Here is an 18,666-nt window from a genome sequence, read left to right as displayed (position 1 = left end):
ATCGTTTCCCCTCTCCGGAGAATTATCTATTTTCCTGTGGATGCAAAGACAAAAGATACTTCAATAATAGATGATATCAAACGCTGTCCGGCTATAACCGCAAGAACAGGGTCCGGTTCATAGCCTCCTAGCCCTGAGGTAATTCATCGACTGCTATAAACCTTGTATTTCAATGTAGATTCATTTCGGAAAATGAGTCGAGAAGCAGAAAGGCGCAATGTTCTGAAATGAGTTGATTGATTCAGTACTATTTAGCCTGGATAATCATGGAACCCATAAGCGCGTTCAAAACAGGTATTTTAGAGACCCATCTCTCTACCCGGTACAAGAAGTTGCTAATCGACGTCGGGCATCTGGAACCCACCAATCCGGCATATTCAATATCCACCACGGAGTATCCGGTCTTCTCAAGTAATTTCTTGATGAACGAACGGGAAAATACTTTCTCTGACGGCGACCAGCGGTTTTTCCTGAATAACCGCAGTATCGGGATACCGAACGCGAAAAATTTACCGGGATTATACAAATTTGGTTCCCTGAATACAATTCTTGCCCGTTGCGTCTTAATACGCCCTACTTCCAGCAAGGCTGTACTTAAATCAGGAAAATGGTGGAGAATAGCGTTGCCCAGAACGGAGTCAAAAACACCGTCTTTAAAAGGGAGCTGTTCAGCGTTGCTGACGATATATTTCACGCTGTTCCCCGTCTTGGATCTGGCTACTTTTACCATCTCCGGTGAAATGTCCAGGGAAACCAACTGCACTTTTTCTTCGGCAAATTCTTTCGTGTATTCTCCAGTGCCGCAACCGAGTTCTAAAACAGTCATCCCCTCTTTCAGTTCAGCACCCTGAGTAATCGACCGAGCCCGGCGTTTTATACGATCCATACCTACAGGCGAAGTGCTTATAATCATCTTATCATATAACTTTGCCCGTTGATCAAAGAAAGCAAGTTCCTTCTCACTAAGAGATACCTTTTGAGGATTATCTTTCATCACAAAGTTCCTTAAAGTTTATTATTCTTCTAATCACTAAATGCAAGTGAAAATAAAAGGAAACTGGATTTTTCACAATACCAGGACAGTTCTCAGCATAGCTATTTCTCCGATTTCAACTTGAATTGATGATACAGCCAGAAACCGCGTCCGGAAGTATACACCTCTGCCAGATCGGGTGTTTCCTTATCCCTTTCCTTCCTTTCGGAGAAACGAAATTGATTTCGCGCTGATTACGGCTAAGATCACTTCTATTGCAGCAAGCAGTAATCTCTGACCCAGTACAGCTGCAAGCACGGGACCAGTCTCACTCGGACCCGCTATCATTGAAACGATTACGGCTTCTCTTACGCCAATGCCACCAGGTACGAGGAAAACAATATACCCGGCCAGCCAGGATAGCGGGGTTGCAGTTATGCAAGCCAAAATCCCTTTGCTGGATATTCCGAGAGCCGCAAGAAGAATGAATAGGGAAAGCCCTCTGATAATAAAGACAGCAGAGAAAAGGCTGATCATCTTCATTGAAAGACTCAATGGAAGAAAAGTTATACGATTCGTTCTTCCAGAGCCGACAGCATTACCGCTTCTCTTCTCCCTGAGTCGATAAACATACTTCTGTATGGGATGAAGCAACGGTAGAACCAGCATGCATATACCAGCTACAACTGCCGTTATTCTTAGAATATCTGAGTTAAGAAATTCTGGAAACAACAATGCAGCAGAAATGGTGATAACGCCAACTGCGGCAGCTGTGTGCATTAACTCATACACTGGAGCCAGAGCAGAATTCAATGTGCTGACCCCGTTTGATTTCAGATAACCAGCTCTGCCGACGAAAAGCCAGATCTTCCCCGGAACATATCTACCAAGATGGCTCGCGAACCATATACCTCTGAGTTCGCTCGAGCTGGAAGTAGATCCGAGTTTTCTTGATATCCATATCCACGCGAAAGGTGTCAACCAGAGAGAAATGAAAAGAAGAAGAGCTGAAAGAGCAACAAGAATAGGGTCAGGTTCCCAGTTCAGTTGAGCTATTTCAGAAAGCCATTCGCTTCCATACTTGAGGATTAGAAGTATTGCCAGTACAATCAGCACCAGTAATACAGCTCTGCTAAGCCAGAGAAGACGTTGCCTTCCTGTCATAGCAGTTTCTCGAATCTATACCACTCCAGTGTTTTATATATACCATCAGAAAGCGAGACCGAGGATACAAATCCTGCCTCAGCAGCTTTGCTGATAGATACGTAGTGATCTTCACTGAAAAGTCTCAATCTGCTGTATGATAGAGACCTTGGTTTGAATGGTCCTGATATCAGAGCTAAAGCGTAAAGAAATCGAGGAAGCGGAATCGTTGTAAGCTTCCTTTCCATTATCTGTGCTATCAGAGCGCCAAACTCTTTAATAGATACAACCTCAGGACCACCGATATTAAAGAGTCCCGCATTCAGGCATCTTCCAGGCATTGAATTCACAATTGCGTTACAGACGTCTGAAACAAAGGTTGGTCTGATCCTTCCACCTTTCAAACCGATCAGTGGAAGGTAACCTTTTTTCACCTGCTTGAAGAATGGCAATTTATGTCGATCTCCAGGACCATAGACAAAATCCGGTCTTAATATTGTCAGCTGCCCTGATTTGGAGATATCATGTTTACGCAGAACCTCCTCACCCTGGTGTTTTGATATCTCATAATCTCCCCATGGATCAGCTGGACTTTCTTCCATAATATCTGCATGAAGACCTGCAATACCAGGTGTGCTCAGGTGTATTAGATGAATCTGTCTGCTTTTGCATACATCCGCCAGCATCAATGGCAGGATTACATTGGATTTAGTTAACTGATCTGAATCAACACCTGGAATCCCCAGTTTGCCAGCGCAGTTAACAATTACATCCACCGTAGCGGGGATGGAAGCTTCAGTCAGATCACCGTGAATGGATCTTATATGTCTCTCTACCGAGAGATCCTTCTGTGTTAGATGGGTGAATACTGCCGAGCCAATAAAGCCACCTGCTCCGGTTATCAGAATATTCAGAACTGTCTCCCTATCTTTTGAATATGAATCGAGTTTTCAGGCTACGATAATTCTGCCTGTTCAGGATTGGTTCAATATTAAAAACAGAGTATGTAACATTCAATAAACAAATATATATATACTACAACGAAAGCGATGATACAGCTTGTTTGAAGGCAACTGATCAAATTCACTTCGCAGCGAACTTTGGAAGGGACCTCCAGTATGATGATAAAAACTGATTGCATTCATTTCCATGGACACATACCGTGCAAACCACACAAACTACATGGATATCATTGCAGTTCGTGCCCGGAGTATCTGAAAGCAGATGGTCGAATTCTGATAATCAAGCTGGCTGCTGCCGGTGATGTGATCAGAACCACACCCATTCTGGAACCTTTAAAAAAGGATTATTCCTCTCATAGGATTACATGGCTCAGCAAGTACACTGACCTTCTCCCTTCAATCATAGATGATCCTTTATCGTTTTCACCTGAATCAATACTATGGTTGAGAAACACGTACTTTGATCTTCTTATAAATCTTGATAAAGACAGAGAAGCCTGTGCTCTGGCGAAAGAGATAAACGCCGGGCGGAAGCTGGGTTTTATTCTTGATGACAGTGGTATCTGCAGTCCATGTGATGAAGGAGCAGCAAAGGACAAGTTCATTACAGGTTTATTCGATGATTCAAACATGAAGAATACGCTATCCTATGTTGAAGAAACGATGGCCATGTGTGGCTATGAGTTTCATGGGGAGGAGTACATCCTGGACCCACCGGATACTCAAGTGGATCTGGAGATTCCCGGCACAGGGCCTGTTATAGGATTGAATACTGGATGTGGAAGCAGATGGACCAGCAGATTATGGCCTGAGAAATACTGGGTTGATCTGACCCGACTTCTTCTTAATCATGGGAACAGGGTCATGCTTCTTGGTGGACCAGAAGAAGATGAGAAGAATTCCAGGATTTCGAGGATAACAGATGCATACTATCCAGGTTACTTCTCACTGAATGAGTTCATTTCAGTTATGGATAGATGTAAGGTAGTAGTCACTGCGGTTACAATGGCTATGCATATAGCGATCGGTCTGAAGAAAAAGCTTGTTCTGTTTAACAATATCTTCAATCCTCATGAATTTGAACTATACGGGAGGGGAGTTATTCTTGCTCCCGAACAGAAATGCACATGCTTCTTCCAACCCAAATGTACGAATAAGAGCTTTTGCATGGAAACACTGATGCCCGATACCGTGCTGGAAGCCATAAACTGTCTGCTGAGTTCGAAATGAAAATCTGCATTCTTGGTCCAGCTCCACCATTCCGGGGAGGTATCGTTACATATCTTGGGATGCTGGCAAGAGAACTCAAGAAAGAAGGAAATGAACTATACTGGTCTTCATTTAAGAAGCAGTATCCACGGTTTTTGTTTCCAGGATCGGATCAGCTTGGGGAAGTTGCCTCCTGGATCATAATGGAGAACAGTCCACGATTTGTACCATGGTCCCCCGTAAGCTGGTACAGGACTTACAGGGATATCCGAAAAGAGAATCCTGAATCAGTAATAATGAAGTACTGGTTGCCTTTCTTTGCACTCGGTTATGCGGCAGTTGCTTATCTTCTCAATCGATACACCGATATCAGGACTATCTATATACTTGATAACGTTATACCACATGAAAAACAGCCTTTCAGCCGTATACTGGGAAAAGTTGCATTAAATCAGGGTTATGGGTTCATAGCACAGTCAGAGAATGTGAAGAGCGATCTTCTTTCTGTACTGCCGGGGGTTAACAAGGATAGGATCAGGTTGATTCCACATCCAGTTTATGACTTCGGTGAACCCGGCGTGGAAAGAAAAAGTAGAAGTGAAACCAGGAGAGACCTGGGACTTCCAGCAGATATCAAGGTTATTCTGTTCTTCGGATTCATCAAGCCGTACAAGGGAGTTGACTATTTAATTGACGCATGTCCCGTTCTGAAAGCCAAATATGGTAATGGGATCAGAGTGTTGATAGTTGGGGATGTTTACGGAGACAGTGCGCCTTATTACGACAGAATTAAGAATTCAGGTGCCGAAGATATAATATCGTTCGATATCGGCTTCGTTCCTGACAATAAAGTAGAGGACTATTTCATTGCATCAGATCTCCTCGTGCTTCCGTATCTATCAGCAACTCAGAGCGGTATTATTCAGATAGCCTACAATTACGATCTGCCAGTGGTAACAACAGAAGTTGGTGGATTGCCCGAAGTAGTACACGATGGCTTAACTGGATTTCTTGTTCCCCCTAAAGATGCGGTGAAGCTGGCAGATGCCGTAATCCGGTTTTTTGATGAAGATTTTGCATCTGGATTAGCTGAAGGAATTGCTGAGGAAAAGCACAAATACTCCTGGAATAATCTGGCATCAGCGATTCTTGCTCTAACAACCGAGTAATACATAGTAAAGCCAGGCGTTAATGATATTTTGTAGTGTATATCCTTAGCCCGTAAGATCATCCAACTTATTAAAGCATACAGCTGTCTGCAGACATCTTTGTCGATACCGGCTTTGCACGTAGACACCTCATTTTTCAATTGCTTATAATACTATCTTAGATATTATCATAGAATGCACTAGCAAGGACATCATGAATCTGACTGCGATCCAGAACATGTTAATCCTCTATCCTATAAGAAGATATGTTGCTGTCATTCTAAACCATTGATGTCTGATTCAGGGAAGGAACAGAGTGTCTGATTCGAAGCGGCCAGGTGAAAAGGGACGAAGCGTGCTTCAGGAAGTATTCGGCACAATGCCGTTTCCTGCCAGTAAAGGTAGTTTTGATCTCGATTACAATGATTACTGGCGTGACAGGATTGACACTGATGTGGTCATTGAACCGACACTTCGAAGAGCTCGAATGATAGAGCGATTTCTGGACAGAGGTGATTCCGTTCTCGATATAGGTTGCGGAACCGGAGAAACGCTTGATCATCTTAGAGAAGCGAGGTCAATAGAGGGAACCGGGCTTGATATTTCAATGACAGCACTGGAACAGGTTTCAGCAAAAGGTTTTAAAACGATCTTCCTGGATCTGACTGAACCGGCCAGCGGCCTTGAATGTCAATATGACCATATCATCGTATTCGGTGTTGCAGAGCATGTCCACAACACAGAAACGCTTATGCTTAATCTTCGTGGCAGATTCAGGAAGGGTCTCTATGTAGCCATTCCCAACCTTGGCTACATTGCCCATCGCCTTCGAATGCTGTTCGGACGGTTTCCTCTCACATATATCACTGATGTTCGGGAGCACATACGCTATTGGACAGTCAGAGATTTTATCGACTGGACAGATTGGTTAGGATTCGGGAAGCCGGAGATCATAGGTGCTCGCGGCAAGGTTAAGTTATTCAATGCATACGCCAGATGGCCTTCTCTATGGGCAAGTGATGTAATTTTCCGTTTCCCCCCTGTATAAAAGCTTTACATCATTGATTCTCCGGTATCATAAATGTCACACTGAGCAATCATGCAGTGCGAATCTCATCACCAGTTATAGTTGCTGTAAAAGTTGTTTCAGACGAGAAAACAGGCAACCAGGTATCTTTCATGACCAATCTCCTCAAACTCAAGCCGGCCAATTTTAACATTATTGACAAGGTTCTTTCATCCATATATACTGAATATGGATAGGAGGTTTCATTATTATGCGTTTATCAGTATACCTTATTCTTATTCTTGCTGTTTTCTCAACTGTACTCGGATTTTATGACGATTTCTCTGATAATGATATAAGTGACTGGCAGGTTTCCTGCCTTCTCGGTAAATGGGTTGCTGCTGATTCCATGGTTCATGCTTATCATACTGCCAGTTGCGCAGCATTGCTGGCTCCCGAATATGTGGAGTTTGAGGATTGCGTTGTGACTACAAGAACTCAAGCTGTTCACGTTTGCGGAGTTGCAGCTCGCATGTATGATCCGAATAACGGTGTATGTGCTTATGTTTCACCGGATCATGATGTAGCAAGGATTCGACGAGTATACAACGGAAATGTCAGCACCAAATACAATTCCATATACTACAATTTCCCATCAAATGTATGGTACAATCTTACATTTACCTGCAGGGGAGATAGTCTGATTTTCCTTATTGAAGTTCCGTCAACTGAACAGCAATGGGAATTTTCAGCAATTGACCCAGCTCCTGTTTCTGGACGTGTGGGTTTGATGACAGGAGGCGAGTATCACGCATACTGGGATTGGTTTCAAGCGGTTCCAGAGACTGGAGTTGCTGAAGATACGAATCCAGGCTGTGATGAGTTCAGTGTTTCCGTTGAACCTAATCCGTTCCACTCTGTTGTAACATTCAATTTATCCGGGATATCTGATGATGTAACATTCCTCATCTATGATATTTCCGGGCATCCTGTGAGAAGTATTGAAGCGGTATACCAGGGCATAAGTTCATCTGCAGTAATATGGGACGGAGTTGATGATTCCGGAAATCACGTTCCATCCGGTGCTTACTTCGTAAAATTCAATCATATTGGAAGCAGCTCCGGTTCTCTCAGGATTATCAAATTTTATTAGCAGGCTGGTGATTCCATATCAGGATTATCTAGGATCTTGTCCGACAATGAAGCATCGGCATAAAACCTACACAGCTGGCTATAATCTTCGCATATTGGCGTAAAATACATCCAGTATTCTCCTCAAATCTCCGAGCATTCTATCTCAGCTGCGAGGCTCTTCTGCTCAATGCACATTATCGGACAAGCTCCTAGTCTCCTTTTTGAGTTTCCTTCATGATATTTATCCCGGTTCGTTCTCTTATACTGTAATGTGATCCGGAAAAAAGTTTCAGAAACATTTCTCCAAGGAGACCCAGGGATATGAACTGGAATCCAACTACCAGAAGAAGCACACCGAGTAGAAGCAGAGGCCTCTGGCCAATAGATTCACCGCTGAACCATAGAACTGTCATATAAACGGATATGCCAAATCCAATGAATGCGAGAAAGGTTCCTATTCCACCGAAAAAATGAAGAGGGCGATGTGAATACCTGTGCAGGAACAGGACCGTCAGAAGATCTGAGTAGCCCCTGAAGAAACGAGCCATTCCATATTTCGTCTTTCCATATTTCCTGGGTCGATGATGTACTATTTTCTCTCCCACTGAAAAACCCTGTTGAGCAGCAAGTACAGGAGTATATCGATGCATTTCTCCATACAGTTCCAGATTCTTCGCTACATTCCTGGTGTATACTTTAAGACCGCAGTTAAAGTCATGCAACTTGACACCTGTGGTAAGTCTTACTGTGAAATTGAAAAACTTTGAGGGGAGAGTCTTGCCTGTTGGATCCTTGCGATCTCTTTTCCATCCGCTGACCAGATCGAAGCCGTCCTTCTCCATGAGTTGAATCATTGCGGTAATCTCAGTTGGATCATCCTGTAGATCTGCATCAAGTGTTGCCACGTACTTCCCTCTGGATTCCTGAAATCCAGCAGCGAGAGCTGCAGCTTTTCCCTGATTATTGCTGAACCTCAGACCTGAAACGGGGTATTCCAGAGAGAGCTGTTTGACATTCTCCCAGGTAAGGTCAGTGCTTCCATCATCCACAATGATGATTTCATGAGGAATATCTGTGAAGTGAGATGTTATTTCTCCAACAAGCTCTATGATACTTTCTTCTTCGTTGAATGCCGGTATTACGATAGAAACTTCAGGTATTATCTTCTCTAGCCTGCTATCCATCGTTTGATACTCCTTCTTCCTGCTGGGAATTCTCTGCGGATATTTCATCAGAATATGATAAAAGCTCCGGTTCCGGGCTATTATTTCTGATTATGCAGTAGGTATACCTCGTGAGCCAGTCTCCAAGAGAAACATAGGTACCATTCTTCATGTGGAGAATACTGTCCAGATGTGTGTGACCGGTTATTACGATATCAATATCCTCCTCGAATCTGTCCTTTACCCACTTTTCGATTCCAGGAGGTATTGAATCCAGATCCCGGCGAAGAATCCTCCTGCTGGTATCCGAGAAAATACGGGCGAGATATGTTGCTATATCCGGGTGAATGAGACTGAAGAGAAATCTGCTCAGACCGGATCGAAGGACCGGTTTCATTATCTTGTATCCGGTATCTCCTGGACCAAGACCATCTCCATGAGCAAGAAGTACATTCCTGCCGTTGAAATTTCTTACCAGATGATCCCTGGAATGGATTAAAGCGCCAGTTGCCCGTGAGAAGTGTTCAGCCACCCAGAAATCATGGTTGCCAGGCATGAAATTGACATCCCATCCTGAGTCGGAAAGTCCTCTGATGGCTGATAATGTCCTGTCATATCCAGAGGGGATGACACTGCGGTACTCGAACCAGAAATCGAAGAGATCTCCTAATATCCAGAGCTGTCCGGGATCATGATTCAGCAGAAGAGAACCCAGAAAATTGATGAATATATCCCGGCCAGGATGTTCTTCCGGTTCCGGGAACATGTGTACATCACTTAAAAAGAAATAGTCCATCAAATCCCCGTTTGATGTTTTTCAAGAAGCCGTAATGGAGCTCCAAATCCTTCAGCGGTAAATAGATCACCCTCGGGAGTAAAAAGAACAGTCATTGGAAGAATAGACCCTTCGAATACTTCCATGAGAGTTGAATCCGCAAGGTAAACAGGAAGAGAAATCTCCAGGCTGTTTACAACCCTCTGGGCATGATTCCTGGATTCCTGATCAGGCTGTACAGGCAGAACAAGAATTGTTGGATCGACTGATGACAGGAAAAGCAGATCTTTTTCCATTGCCTCAAACTTTTCCAGCGGTACCCAGTAATAGAGCATAACAGAAGTACTATCCGGAACAGATACTGTATCTCCCGCAGGTTCCATCACGTTACCTGGCAGAATCACTGTAATTGGTTCACATGGTTCTATAGATTCAGCCTGAGAAGCGTTGCTTTCCTCCGAACCACATCCGTTGAGTGTGATGGTAAGGAAAAGCACTATTGTAAGTAACACAGAAATCTTCATGTCCTCGTCTCTCCACTGATAGGCTTGATAATACTCAATGAAACCCGGACAACATTGCCTGGATCAATCATTACTAATAACGGAAAAGAGTCTTGCTGGCCAGGATCCATCTGAACCATCATGTATGAGTACATAAACTTTCCCATCATCAACAGCAGCTTTAAAAGAATGAGTGGAAGTGTTCTGAGGTATGACGGAGGGAATGCTTAGCCGGGAAGTTATCATAACCATGACAGCACCTGAAGCCGAATCTCTTACTGTTGTGAGATGGTAAGGGTAATATTCATGAGAACCGAAAGCAACAGTACCTGGCTCAGGGAGATGCGAATTGAAGAAGGTATTATCCCCCATCCAGAACGCGTCTCTCACTGAAACCTCTGCAGCCAGAATTGCGATTTCATCAAGTCTGATAATTGTTGCTGCAGGTTTCCTGAACAGGACCGGTATTGTGGAAAGGAGAATGCCGGCAATGAATATGGCAGGAAGTTTTGATTTCCTCATAACCGTGTCAGCATTCTAACCTGCATTTTTCACCAGCTTTTTTTTCGAAGCGTCGCAGACAGTTATGGATACGAGGCTTGTGAGTGCAGACTCCGCAGGCGTACTTGAACAGTACATCGAGGACGGCTGTGCGAGCATAACGAAGTAGACGCAGCTGTATGCGTCGCTGCAGTAAAATGCTGGTGAAATATGCAGGCTAATGATCAGATATCCAGAAGAATCCGGGAAACAGCTGTTTGAAGCTCGGGAGGAGTTTCATATTGCATTAAATTCCTTACAGCAGTTTGAAGAAGTTGAGTTTGGTTGAACAGTGCGCGGCAGGAGCCACATTCCTCCAGATGATTCATCAGGGGTTCATGGTATTCCGGAGCTAATTCACCGGAAATGTAGTCATGCATATGAGAGTGAGCATCCTCACAAGTCATATTATCTTCCCTCCTTCGCAATATTCTTCCACTCCGCAAGTAAATGCCGCAGAATGCTTCTACCCCTGTGAATTCTGGATCTCACAGTACCAATTGGAATATCAAGAATTGAAGCAATCTCCGAGTATGAAAACCCCTGAACATCACACAGTACAACCGCATCCCTGAACTCTTTTGGTAAACTGTCAATTGCTTCTCTGATATCCTCTTTTAAAAGATCATCAAGCATTTGCACGCTCGGATCCGGTCCGAGTTTTCTAAGTTCAGAAATATCTTTTCGAGACAGCTCTTCAATCCATTCACCGGCTAATCCAACAGGTCTTCTGTTCTTTGATCTCATCTTGTTTAAAAACGTATTTCTCATAATTGTAAACAACCAAGCACCCGCATTTGTTCCGATGGAGTATTGCTTCTCATATCTCAGAGCACTGAGATATGTATCCTGTACGAGGTCTGAGGCATCGTCACTGTTCCTGCATAGATGCATCGCGTACCCGTATAGTCTGTCAAGATGAGTGAGTATTTCCTGTTCGAATATCTGCTTTTGATCACTTTTCATATTACTCCAGAATTATCCTGCAATCCGTTTGCTCTATACTAGCGAAGGATCCAGAGATATGGCAAGAGGTTATGTACATACACAACCGGTTGTGGTGCCCCCTTGCCAAAAGCACAAAATATTGATAGTCTACATTTGACGTCAAAGCAATCCTTTGACGGGAAATTAAGTCCTCATTTTATTGAGAACTTCGATTTGGTCTATAAATGATGATTATCACAAGATGATTCGTAATATCTGTGATTGAAAGCCCCGCTTGGGGCAGGAGGGTGTCGTTGGACGAGTTACGTCTTCAGCAGGATCTTTTCTCAGGGGCAGGAACTGATACTGAAGAGGCATCTGCTGAACGAAAAACCGCATCTCATCCCAGTGATTTAATTCAGCCTGAATTTACCGATAATGCAATTCTGGTTCTTAGAAAACGTTACCTTAACAGATCAGCAACCGGAGAGATACTGGAAGAGCCAGGAGAGATGCTGTGGAGGGTTGCTTCCACTGTTGCCACAGCTGAAGAGAAGTTCAATGATGATGTCGAACAGAGGGCAATATCATTTTATAACATGATGGCAAGAAAGGAATTTCTTCCCAATTCTCCTACACTCATGAACGCTGGCACGACTCTAGGTCAGCTGTCCGCCTGTTTTGTACTTCCTGTAGAGGACAGCATGGAGAGTATCTTCACCGCGGTTAAGAACACTGCTCTGATACACAAGAGCGGTGGAGGAACAGGTTTCTCATTCTCAAAAGTACGCCCAGCACACGATACTGTGATGTCTACAAAAGGTGTTTCAAGTGGTCCATTATCCTTTATGACCGTTTTTGATCAGGCAACTGAAACGGTGAAACAGGGCGGTGTCCGCCGAGGTGCTAATATGGCTGTTTTGCGGGTAGATCATCCTGATATTGATGAATTTATCAACATTAAGCGAGACATGAAAAAACTGAACAATTTCAATCTTTCGGTAGCTGCTACTGATAAATTCATGAATGCTGTTGAAAGACAAGCAACTTACGATATCATAAATCCCAGAGAAGGTAAGACTGCCGGAACCAGAGATGCCACGGAGATTTTCAATGCAATTGTAGATTCAGCATGGAATTCCGGAGAACCCGGAATCATCTTTATCGATAGAATGAATGATGCGAATCCTACACCTCATATTGCCGATATTGAAGCAACGAATCCATGTGGTGAGCAGCCTCTTCTTCCATTCGAAGCCTGCAATCTGGGTTCAGTTAACGTCTCTGTCATGGCGGAACAAAGAAATGATGGAGCCTGGGCAATGAACTGGACCAGACTTGAGAAAACAGTTTTGAATGCAGTAAGGTTTCTTGATGATGTTATTGAAGTGAATAAATATCCTCTGCCGGAGATAGCGGAAATGGTTGCCGGAAATAGAAAAATCGGACTTGGAGTAATGGGCTTTGCTGATCTTCTGTTTAAGCTGGGGATACCTTACGATTCAGAAGAAGCTCTTCTATTCGCTGAGGATCTGATGAGTTTTATTGCAGAGAAAGGCAGAAAAGCTAGTATTGATCTAGCAGAGGATCGGGGGCCTTTTCCGAATTTCAAGGGCAGTGTATACGATGAAAAGCATCAGACCCCGCTCCGAAATGCTACTGTAACAACAATAGCTCCTACTGGTTCCATAAGTATTCTTGCTGGATGTTCGGGAGGCATTGAGCCGGTATTTGCACTGTCATTCACCAGGCGTAATCTTCTTGATGAGAATGATGAACTGTATGAAGTTGTTCCCGAATTTTCAAGAGTAGCCGAGGAGAGAGGATTTGCCTCCGAGAAGATCATGAGCCTGGTGACTGAAAAAGGTTCATGTCAGGGAATAAAAGAAATTCCGATTGATGTCCAGAGAGTATTCAGTACATCTCATGATATTTCTCCTGCTTACCATGTCCGAATGCAGGCTGCTTTCCAGAAGTACACTGATAATGCTGTTTCAAAAACAGTTAATTTGCCTGAGGATGCTACTCGCGAGGATGTAGCGGAAGTATTCAAATTATCCAGACGGCTTGGTTGCAAGGGTGTTACTGTATACCGTGACAAGAGCAGAGATAAGCAGGTTCTCAATCTGAATAGTTCTGAAACCGAAGAACAGATGCTTGATGTTCCGCTCCCTGCAATTCCGATTGGTCCAAGAGACAGGGGAGATGTCACATCCGGTATCACAAGGAGAATCCGGACCGGTTGTGGTAACCTTTACGTAACCATCAATATGGACTCGGACGGACCTGTAGAGATATTCTCTCAGATGGGCAAGGCCGGAGGATGCGCAGCGAGTCAGTCGGAAGCTATCAGCAGACTTGTTTCGCTTGCACTGCGGTCAAATATCAAACCTGAAGCAATTGTCAAAGAACTGACAGGGATCAGCTGTCACCGGATTGTCTGGCAGGGTGGAAACAGAATACTCTCTTGCGCTGATGCAATTGGTCAGACTATCGAATGGTATCTTGAAGGAAATCCTGATTCAATTCAGGAGCAGACAATAAGTACAATTCAATCTCTTGAACCTGTGGAGAACACGGGAGGAGAATCTGAGAATATCAGATCTGAACTAGATGATGAAGTAGTCGAAAACCTTGCAGGAGCCTGTCCAATGTGCGGAGGACCGCTCAAGTATGAATCAGGATGTGTTTCCTGCGCTTTGAATTGTGGCTACTCTGAGTGCGGTTGATCAGTACTCTGAACCTCCCCAATTATCACACTGCAATTATTTGATCTTGCATTTCAAAGCTCTTTTTTATTAGACTTGCCTTTCGTGAGTAACCAGAGTCAGCATTTGGAGAGGATGAAACCATTGGAAAAAACTATCAGGGATATCGAGAAGGGTACGGATCTGGTACGAATAGAACTGTCTGAATTCAAAGGAAATCAGTACATTGGCGCCAGGATTTACTATATGGATGACAAGGGCGACTGGAAGCCCACTCGCAAGGGTATTACATTGACGCCTGAATTGATGGAGCAGGTTCGGGATTCACTGAGCGAAGCTCTGGATGAGATTGAAGACAAATAATTCCATAGCGGCTGTTGTACCTGTATCAGGCGGTTAATCCGTATATTCGTATTCGATTTGCTGAATATGGCCGCGCCAGTAAGGTTTTGGTCCTTCCGGCAGCAGCCATTCCACTTCGCCCTCAAATGGTATAAGCATATCGTCGTGTAATTCGTAGTTCCAGAAACGACCCTGCCATGGGGTTATTATCTGCATTCCGTCCGCTTCACGGTATCGGCCATGGGAATAAACTGAACTGATTAATCCCTGAGCATCAAACTGAAACACCAGTTTACTGTAGTTATACCGTCGGTAAGAGTAGCACTGGCGTGTGCGTCATCAATTGCCTCCCAAATCACACCCTGACCCGGAAGAAGTGCTGTGGGATACCATACCGCTTCAGCGAAAAAACGCATCAGCTCTCCCTGTGCCAGTTCCGGAATACCTGGTTGCTCCATCACTGTCAGGAAACCGAACAGCTTCGCAGTCAGAACACCCTCACCAGCGATGTAGGCATCATGGATAAAAACGTTAAGCAACGGCACCATACAGATGCGTGCATCCCAGACAAAACCCGGGCACTGCGTAATGACGCGCTGAGTCGACTTGAACGGCTTCCATTGTTCTCCTGTTTCACTCATGTTGAATGTTCCAGTGTGTTCAAGGTTGACCGCCGCAATCAATGGCTGCCCCTCTTTTAGAACAGCGCGGAAATACCGCTGAACAGGAACGGGCAGCCCATCCCATTCGTGTGAATAATACGATTCAGGGCTGATCGGTAAGCGTGCTGCCTCCATCTTCGAATACAGTTCTTTCGTGTTCGACTGCCACCGGTTCGCGCCGTAGAGGATTGCTGCCGTAATCACGAAAACCAGAACGATAATCGCAATCACAATAACTTTTAACCACATATCTGATGCTCCTTTTTTTTTGCATCAGGCTTAAGCATGTGGATATATAAATGTTTCGAAGCAGCGTTTTTGACGTTCTGGCAATCGATTATTATTAATGGATTTCATTGTACGACGATACGATAACTTCCCGAGACATCTCCCTGAAACCCAGGCTCTCAGCCAGTTTAATCGATGGTTTGTTGTTAATATCTACAAGGTATATTGGTCGATATCCATGCGTGAAGCACCATTCAGTCGCATGGCTGACAACAGCTTTTCCATATCCTTTTTTCCTGAATTTTAAACCTGTTCCTACCGTAATATTTGCTCCCTGGTAATCAATATCTGATATGTATGCTGAAGAAGCGATTTCATCTTTCTCAAAAGCAGTGAAGTATCTGCCGGCACGAATAGTTTCTGCTCTTGCGTCCCACAAATATTCAATAGATTTCTTTCCTCTAACAATCCAGCGAGAAATGAACCTGGCCTTGTCTGATTCTGAGAGAACATTAACCTGGATCTTCTTTTTTTGTTTGACCAATTCTCCCTTATCCAGTGTCATTCGTATCATAAGTCTGGTGCTGTAAAGCAGGACCGGAAGGAAATCAAAGAAAGTATCATCGATCATTTTCAGTAATTCCTCATTAACAAGGTTGTCTGAAAGTGCTGTACGTTGAATCTCAAAGGCAGGAGCAAACTCCGGAGAAACAGAGAATATCACATTCCCATCAATAACTGTTGAAATCAGATGGTGTACATAGAAGAAAGCAAATGATTCTGCTCTTCTCTCGCATGGAAAGACTCGATTTCCTGCTTTCATGCGTTCCGTATCAACGCCAAGGTATTTATGGTAATATTGATCGAAGTTGATCATCGGTTTCATCTCTCATTTTATTCTTTATCACCTGGCCAGGAACTGCTTGCCTGAGTGTCCGTCTATTCCTTGAGCTGCTTCATGAAACACATGCAAAGGCTGTAATCCACAATTGTTTTATCCCCGAACTTAAGCTGCTTTCCATCATACTGTATTCCGCGGCCATCGGGTATATAGCCTCGCCTGGCGTACATAACCTGGGCCGCTCCAAAATCCGCGTCCAGGCCCACACAAATACCTGCGATCTTCGATCTCTCCGCTATCAAGGCTTCTGCTCTGTCCATAAGGGCAGTCCCGAAACCTTTCTGCTGTTGAGCCATCAGGACATTAAAATCTACGATTTCGGGAATACCCGCATCACGAAAAGGGCGATAATCTGATTCCCAGACTATGGTGAGGTAGCCAGCGAATTCTCCATTCATCTCAGCGATAAGAACAGTACGACTACCTTCCATTTGTTGCGAATGGTATTTCTCATATTGACCCTGCGTTTTATTCCACCCCTGTGCACGGAACGCCTTCGCAATAGTCGGAGGATCTTTATATGCCATTTCTCGTATTGTAAGTTCGTCAGTCATGTTTTTACGCACCTGATTCTACGCAGCGGGAACCGAGACGATGCATTGAGCTGTTTTTGTTTATTCGACTGAATACGATTGTCAATGGCTTGATTATGGAAATCACTTAACGATCCTGACCCACTGTCTCCGCCACTCTGGAGCTTCATAGTTTTCCGGCCAGAATTCTGTTTGCTTGGTGATTAAGTCATTCTCTACAGTATGGAATGTTATCGCTCTGGCGCTGACTGTACCATCTGTAACACTAACATCACTAACCACGTGATTACCCTCACAAACAATTGAATTAATGTGATATTTCCAGGTGCCGTTTGCAGGATAGTTAGTATTTATCAAAGCGAAATTCATTCTGCCGATGATCAATTCTGATGATTGAGGCCAGTAGCATTCGAAATTTTCAGAGAGCCATTCACTTGCCATGTAAAAATCATTGCTCTCAATTGTTTTCCAGAATGCTGTTACAACTTCTTTTGCATTCATTTGATCTCTTCCTTGAGGGTTAATTTCAAGTTCATCTTTGATATTTCGACTTGATCAAACACATTTGCTGATCTCATTGCATAAGCGAAGTCATTTATCTACTGTTGTGCGTAAGACAGGATTTTCATAATTCAAGCTCTCTATATATTCTCGTGTAAAATAATTTCTTTCCCCTTTTTATCACTTTAAAGCCATATTTATCATATAGGTTTTGGGCAGCAGCTTCATTAGGATCACTTGAAGTATAAAGTCGAAAATACTTTTTCTTGTATTCTCTTGCCATATTGATTGAATACTCGATCAATTTTTTCCCAATACCTTTCCCTCTTTGCTCGGGATCAACACAGAACCATGCCAACCAGATTGCTTCATTTTCATCCTTTATGTATGTATAAATTCCAGTTGTTCCAACAACATTGTTATCTTCATCTATAGCAACCCAGAAATTTGATAGAGATGAAACACCGAACAATTTAATTAATATTTTCACTAATCCATTATTCTGATTTTTAAATGCCCAGAATGTTAAGCGTTCTGATAAACTTCTGAATGGAAATACTTTTGATACAAGTTTATCGGTTTTTTTAATTAACGGATCTTCAAGTTTCACTATTTGAATCATTTTTATTGACCTTCTATTCTTCACATAATATTTATGAGTATTCTCGAATTTGAAGCATATAAACAATTGCCTTTATTTTCACGGCACAACGGCTGAGTTGACCTGTACTGTTGATAACTGAACTGGCGACAGATGCCAATTTGTTTGACAATTGAAGTTGAGATAGTGTCTGTGTCCAACGACTTGTTTCCGCATCGATTTCAAGAATTCTGTTTCGGTAAGGTGAAATAGAAGATTGCCCCCTTCTCCACTTCACTTTCGGCCCATATTTGTCCCCCGTGCCGGTGTATTATCCGTTGTACGGTAGCAAGCCCGATTCCGTTGCCTGAAAATTCTGTTGTACCGTGCAGGCGTTGAAAAACACCAAACAATTTTTCAACATATTTCATATTGAAACCAGCTCCATCGTCTCGAACGAAGTAGACTTTATCGTTTTTAATACTCTCAACACCGACTTCGATCCTGGCATGCTCGTGATTGCCTGTGAATTTCCACGCGTTGGACAGAAGATTAATCAGCGCGATTTTTAGCAGCGTTGCGTCTCCGTGTGCGGAGATATTCGGTGAAATAACGAATTCTACCTTTCTATTGGGATCTGTTTGCCGAAGGTCTTCGGTAATTTCAATGGCGCATGCGCTCATATCCACAGTGTCGTACCGCATCTCGGAGCGAGACAGGCGGGAAAG

The 18,666-nt window shown here is 43.6% G+C and carries 20 protein-coding genes and 1 pseudogene; 6 read left to right on the top strand and 15 right to left on the bottom strand.

What is annotated here, in order from left to right:
• Positions 1–247 precede the first annotated feature (247 nt).
• The 3 genes from K8R76_04480 to K8R76_04470 form a co-directional block, all read right to left on the bottom strand.
• On the bottom strand, positions 248–997 hold the full coding sequence (locus K8R76_04480; protein MCD4847428.1) for a methyltransferase domain-containing protein: 750 nt from the start codon (positions 995–997) through the stop codon (positions 248–250).
• A gap of 183 nt (positions 998–1,180) precedes the next feature.
• On the bottom strand, positions 1,181–2,137 hold the full coding sequence (locus K8R76_04475) for a flippase-like domain-containing protein (protein ID MCD4847427.1): 957 nt from the start codon (positions 2,135–2,137) through the stop codon (positions 1,181–1,183).
• Positions 2,134–3,030: an NAD(P)-dependent oxidoreductase gene (locus tag K8R76_04470; GenBank protein MCD4847426.1), complete on the bottom strand. Its 897-nt coding sequence runs from the start codon at positions 3,028–3,030 to the stop codon at positions 2,134–2,136. Before K8R76_04470 ends, K8R76_04475 begins: the two co-directional genes overlap by 4 nt.
• 204 nt (positions 3,031–3,234) lie before the next feature.
• Here K8R76_04470 and K8R76_04465 point away from each other — a divergent pair, with 204 nt between their 5' ends.
• The 4 genes from K8R76_04465 to K8R76_04450 all read left to right on the top strand — a co-directional run bounded on the left by K8R76_04465 (position 3,235) and on the right by K8R76_04450 (position 7,594).
• Positions 3,235–4,308 (top strand): glycosyltransferase family 9 protein, encoded by a 1,074-nt coding sequence (locus K8R76_04465; protein MCD4847425.1) that lies wholly within the window; start codon positions 3,235–3,237, stop codon positions 4,306–4,308.
• Positions 4,305–5,456 carry a glycosyltransferase gene (locus K8R76_04460; GenBank protein MCD4847424.1) on the top strand — a complete coding sequence of 384 codons (1,152 nt, stop codon included), beginning with the start codon at positions 4,305–4,307 and terminating at the stop codon, positions 5,454–5,456. The genes K8R76_04465 and K8R76_04460 overlap by 4 nt, the downstream gene beginning before the upstream one ends.
• A gap of 295 nt (positions 5,457–5,751) precedes the next feature.
• Positions 5,752–6,483, top strand: a complete 732-nt coding sequence (locus K8R76_04455; GenBank protein MCD4847423.1) for a methionine biosynthesis protein MetW — start codon at positions 5,752–5,754, stop codon at positions 6,481–6,483.
• 229 nt (positions 6,484–6,712) lie between these two features.
• On the top strand, positions 6,713–7,594 hold the full coding sequence (locus K8R76_04450) for a hypothetical protein (protein MCD4847422.1): 882 nt from the start codon (positions 6,713–6,715) through the stop codon (positions 7,592–7,594).
• 190 nt (positions 7,595–7,784) lie between these two features.
• Here K8R76_04450 and K8R76_04445 read toward each other — a convergent pair whose 3' ends face one another.
• From K8R76_04445 to K8R76_04420, 6 genes are all read right to left on the bottom strand, one after another.
• Positions 7,785–8,759 carry a glycosyltransferase family 2 protein gene (locus K8R76_04445; GenBank protein MCD4847421.1) on the bottom strand — a complete coding sequence of 325 codons (975 nt, stop codon included), beginning with the start codon at positions 8,757–8,759 and terminating at the stop codon, positions 7,785–7,787.
• On the bottom strand, positions 8,752–9,534 hold the full coding sequence (locus K8R76_04440; protein ID MCD4847420.1) for a UDP-2,3-diacylglucosamine diphosphatase: 783 nt from the start codon (positions 9,532–9,534) through the stop codon (positions 8,752–8,754). Before K8R76_04440 ends, K8R76_04445 begins: the two co-directional genes overlap by 8 nt.
• The gene (locus tag K8R76_04435; GenBank protein MCD4847419.1) at positions 9,534–10,037 is read right to left on the bottom strand and encodes a hypothetical protein; all 504 of its coding nucleotides are present in this window, start codon (positions 10,035–10,037) and stop codon (positions 9,534–9,536) included. Before K8R76_04435 ends, K8R76_04440 begins: the two co-directional genes overlap by 1 nt.
• Before the next feature lie 63 nt (positions 10,038–10,100).
• Entirely contained in the window at positions 10,101–10,538 is a 438-nt protein-coding gene (locus K8R76_04430) for a hypothetical protein (GenBank protein MCD4847418.1), read from the bottom strand.
• Positions 10,539–10,741: 203 nt separating this feature from the next.
• Positions 10,742–10,963, bottom strand: a complete 222-nt coding sequence (locus K8R76_04425) for a zf-HC2 domain-containing protein (protein ID MCD4847417.1) — start codon at positions 10,961–10,963, stop codon at positions 10,742–10,744.
• Between the two features lies 1 nt (position 10,964).
• Positions 10,965–11,522, bottom strand: coding sequence for a sigma-70 family RNA polymerase sigma factor (locus tag K8R76_04420; GenBank protein ID MCD4847416.1), 558 nt, complete (start codon positions 11,520–11,522; stop codon positions 10,965–10,967).
• A gap of 377 nt (positions 11,523–11,899) precedes the next feature.
• Here K8R76_04420 and K8R76_04415 point away from each other — a divergent pair, with 377 nt between their 5' ends.
• The gene (locus K8R76_04415) at positions 11,900–14,212 is read left to right on the top strand and encodes a vitamin B12-dependent ribonucleotide reductase (protein MCD4847415.1); all 2,313 of its coding nucleotides are present in this window, start codon (positions 11,900–11,902) and stop codon (positions 14,210–14,212) included.
• Positions 14,213–14,335: 123 nt separating this feature from the next.
• The gene (locus K8R76_04410; GenBank protein ID MCD4847414.1) at positions 14,336–14,554 is read left to right on the top strand and encodes a transcriptional coactivator p15/PC4 family protein; all 219 of its coding nucleotides are present in this window, start codon (positions 14,336–14,338) and stop codon (positions 14,552–14,554) included.
• A 33-nt stretch (positions 14,555–14,587) separates the two neighbouring features.
• On the opposite strand, the pseudogene K8R76_04405 reads toward K8R76_04410, so the two are convergent.
• The 6 genes and pseudogenes from K8R76_04405 to K8R76_04380 all read right to left on the bottom strand — a co-directional run.
• A pseudogene (locus K8R76_04405) lies at positions 14,588–15,444 on the bottom strand (hypothetical protein).
• Between the two features lie 94 nt (positions 15,445–15,538).
• Complete coding sequence (locus K8R76_04400) at positions 15,539–16,300, bottom strand: GNAT family N-acetyltransferase (GenBank protein MCD4847413.1); 762 nt, start codon at positions 16,298–16,300, stop codon at positions 15,539–15,541.
• 62 nt (positions 16,301–16,362) lie between these two features.
• A complete protein-coding gene (locus tag K8R76_04395; protein MCD4847412.1) occupies positions 16,363–16,851 on the bottom strand; it encodes a GNAT family N-acetyltransferase in 489 nt (162 codons plus the stop codon).
• Positions 16,852–16,980: 129 nt separating this feature from the next.
• A complete protein-coding gene (locus K8R76_04390; GenBank protein MCD4847411.1) occupies positions 16,981–17,358 on the bottom strand; it encodes a nuclear transport factor 2 family protein in 378 nt (125 codons plus the stop codon).
• Between the two features lie 124 nt (positions 17,359–17,482).
• Complete coding sequence (locus K8R76_04385) at positions 17,483–17,968, bottom strand: GNAT family N-acetyltransferase (GenBank protein MCD4847410.1); 486 nt, start codon at positions 17,966–17,968, stop codon at positions 17,483–17,485.
• Positions 17,969–18,180: 212 nt separating this feature from the next.
• Positions 18,181–18,666, bottom strand: a 486-nt coding sequence (locus K8R76_04380; protein MCD4847409.1) for a hypothetical protein, incomplete at its 5' end; no start/stop codon positions are given.

The organism is Candidatus Aegiribacteria sp., from assembly GCA_021108435.1.
In the GTDB taxonomy this organism is placed as follows: domain Bacteria; phylum Fermentibacterota; class Fermentibacteria; order Fermentibacterales; family JCC-6; genus Aegiribacteria.
This window is presented reverse-complemented; position numbering and strand designations above follow the sequence as displayed.

Excerpts from the sequence above, each read along its gene's own strand:
- K8R76_04475 (MCD4847427.1), bottom strand. The coding sequence starts at position 2,137 with ATGACAGGAAGGCAACGTCTTCTCTGGCTTAGCAGAGCTGTATTACTG.
- K8R76_04465 (MCD4847425.1), top strand. The coding sequence starts at position 3,235 with ATGATGATAAAAACTGATTGCATTCATTTCCATGGACACATACCGTGC.
- K8R76_04460 (MCD4847424.1), top strand. The coding sequence starts at position 4,305 with ATGAAAATCTGCATTCTTGGTCCAGCTCCACCATTCCGGGGAGGTATC.
- K8R76_04450 (MCD4847422.1), top strand. The coding sequence starts at position 6,713 with ATGCGTTTATCAGTATACCTTATTCTTATTCTTGCTGTTTTCTCAACT.
- K8R76_04445 (MCD4847421.1), bottom strand. The coding sequence starts at position 8,759 with ATGGATAGCAGGCTAGAGAAGATAATACCTGAAGTTTCTATCGTAATA.
- K8R76_04440 (MCD4847420.1), bottom strand. The coding sequence starts at position 9,534 with ATGGACTATTTCTTTTTAAGTGATGTACACATGTTCCCGGAACCGGAA.
- K8R76_04435 (MCD4847419.1), bottom strand. The coding sequence starts at position 10,037 with ATGAAGATTTCTGTGTTACTTACAATAGTGCTTTTCCTTACCATCACA.
- K8R76_04430 (MCD4847418.1), bottom strand. The coding sequence starts at position 10,538 with ATGAGGAAATCAAAACTTCCTGCCATATTCATTGCCGGCATTCTCCTT.
- K8R76_04425 (MCD4847417.1), bottom strand. The coding sequence starts at position 10,963 with ATGACTTGTGAGGATGCTCACTCTCATATGCATGACTACATTTCCGGT.
- K8R76_04420 (MCD4847416.1), bottom strand. The coding sequence starts at position 11,522 with ATGAAAAGTGATCAAAAGCAGATATTCGAACAGGAAATACTCACTCAT.
- K8R76_04400 (MCD4847413.1), bottom strand. The coding sequence starts at position 16,300 with ATGATCAACTTCGATCAATATTACCATAAATACCTTGGCGTTGATACG.
- K8R76_04395 (MCD4847412.1), bottom strand. The coding sequence starts at position 16,851 with ATGGCATATAAAGATCCTCCGACTATTGCGAAGGCGTTCCGTGCACAG.
- K8R76_04390 (MCD4847411.1), bottom strand. The coding sequence starts at position 17,358 with ATGAATGCAAAAGAAGTTGTAACAGCATTCTGGAAAACAATTGAGAGC.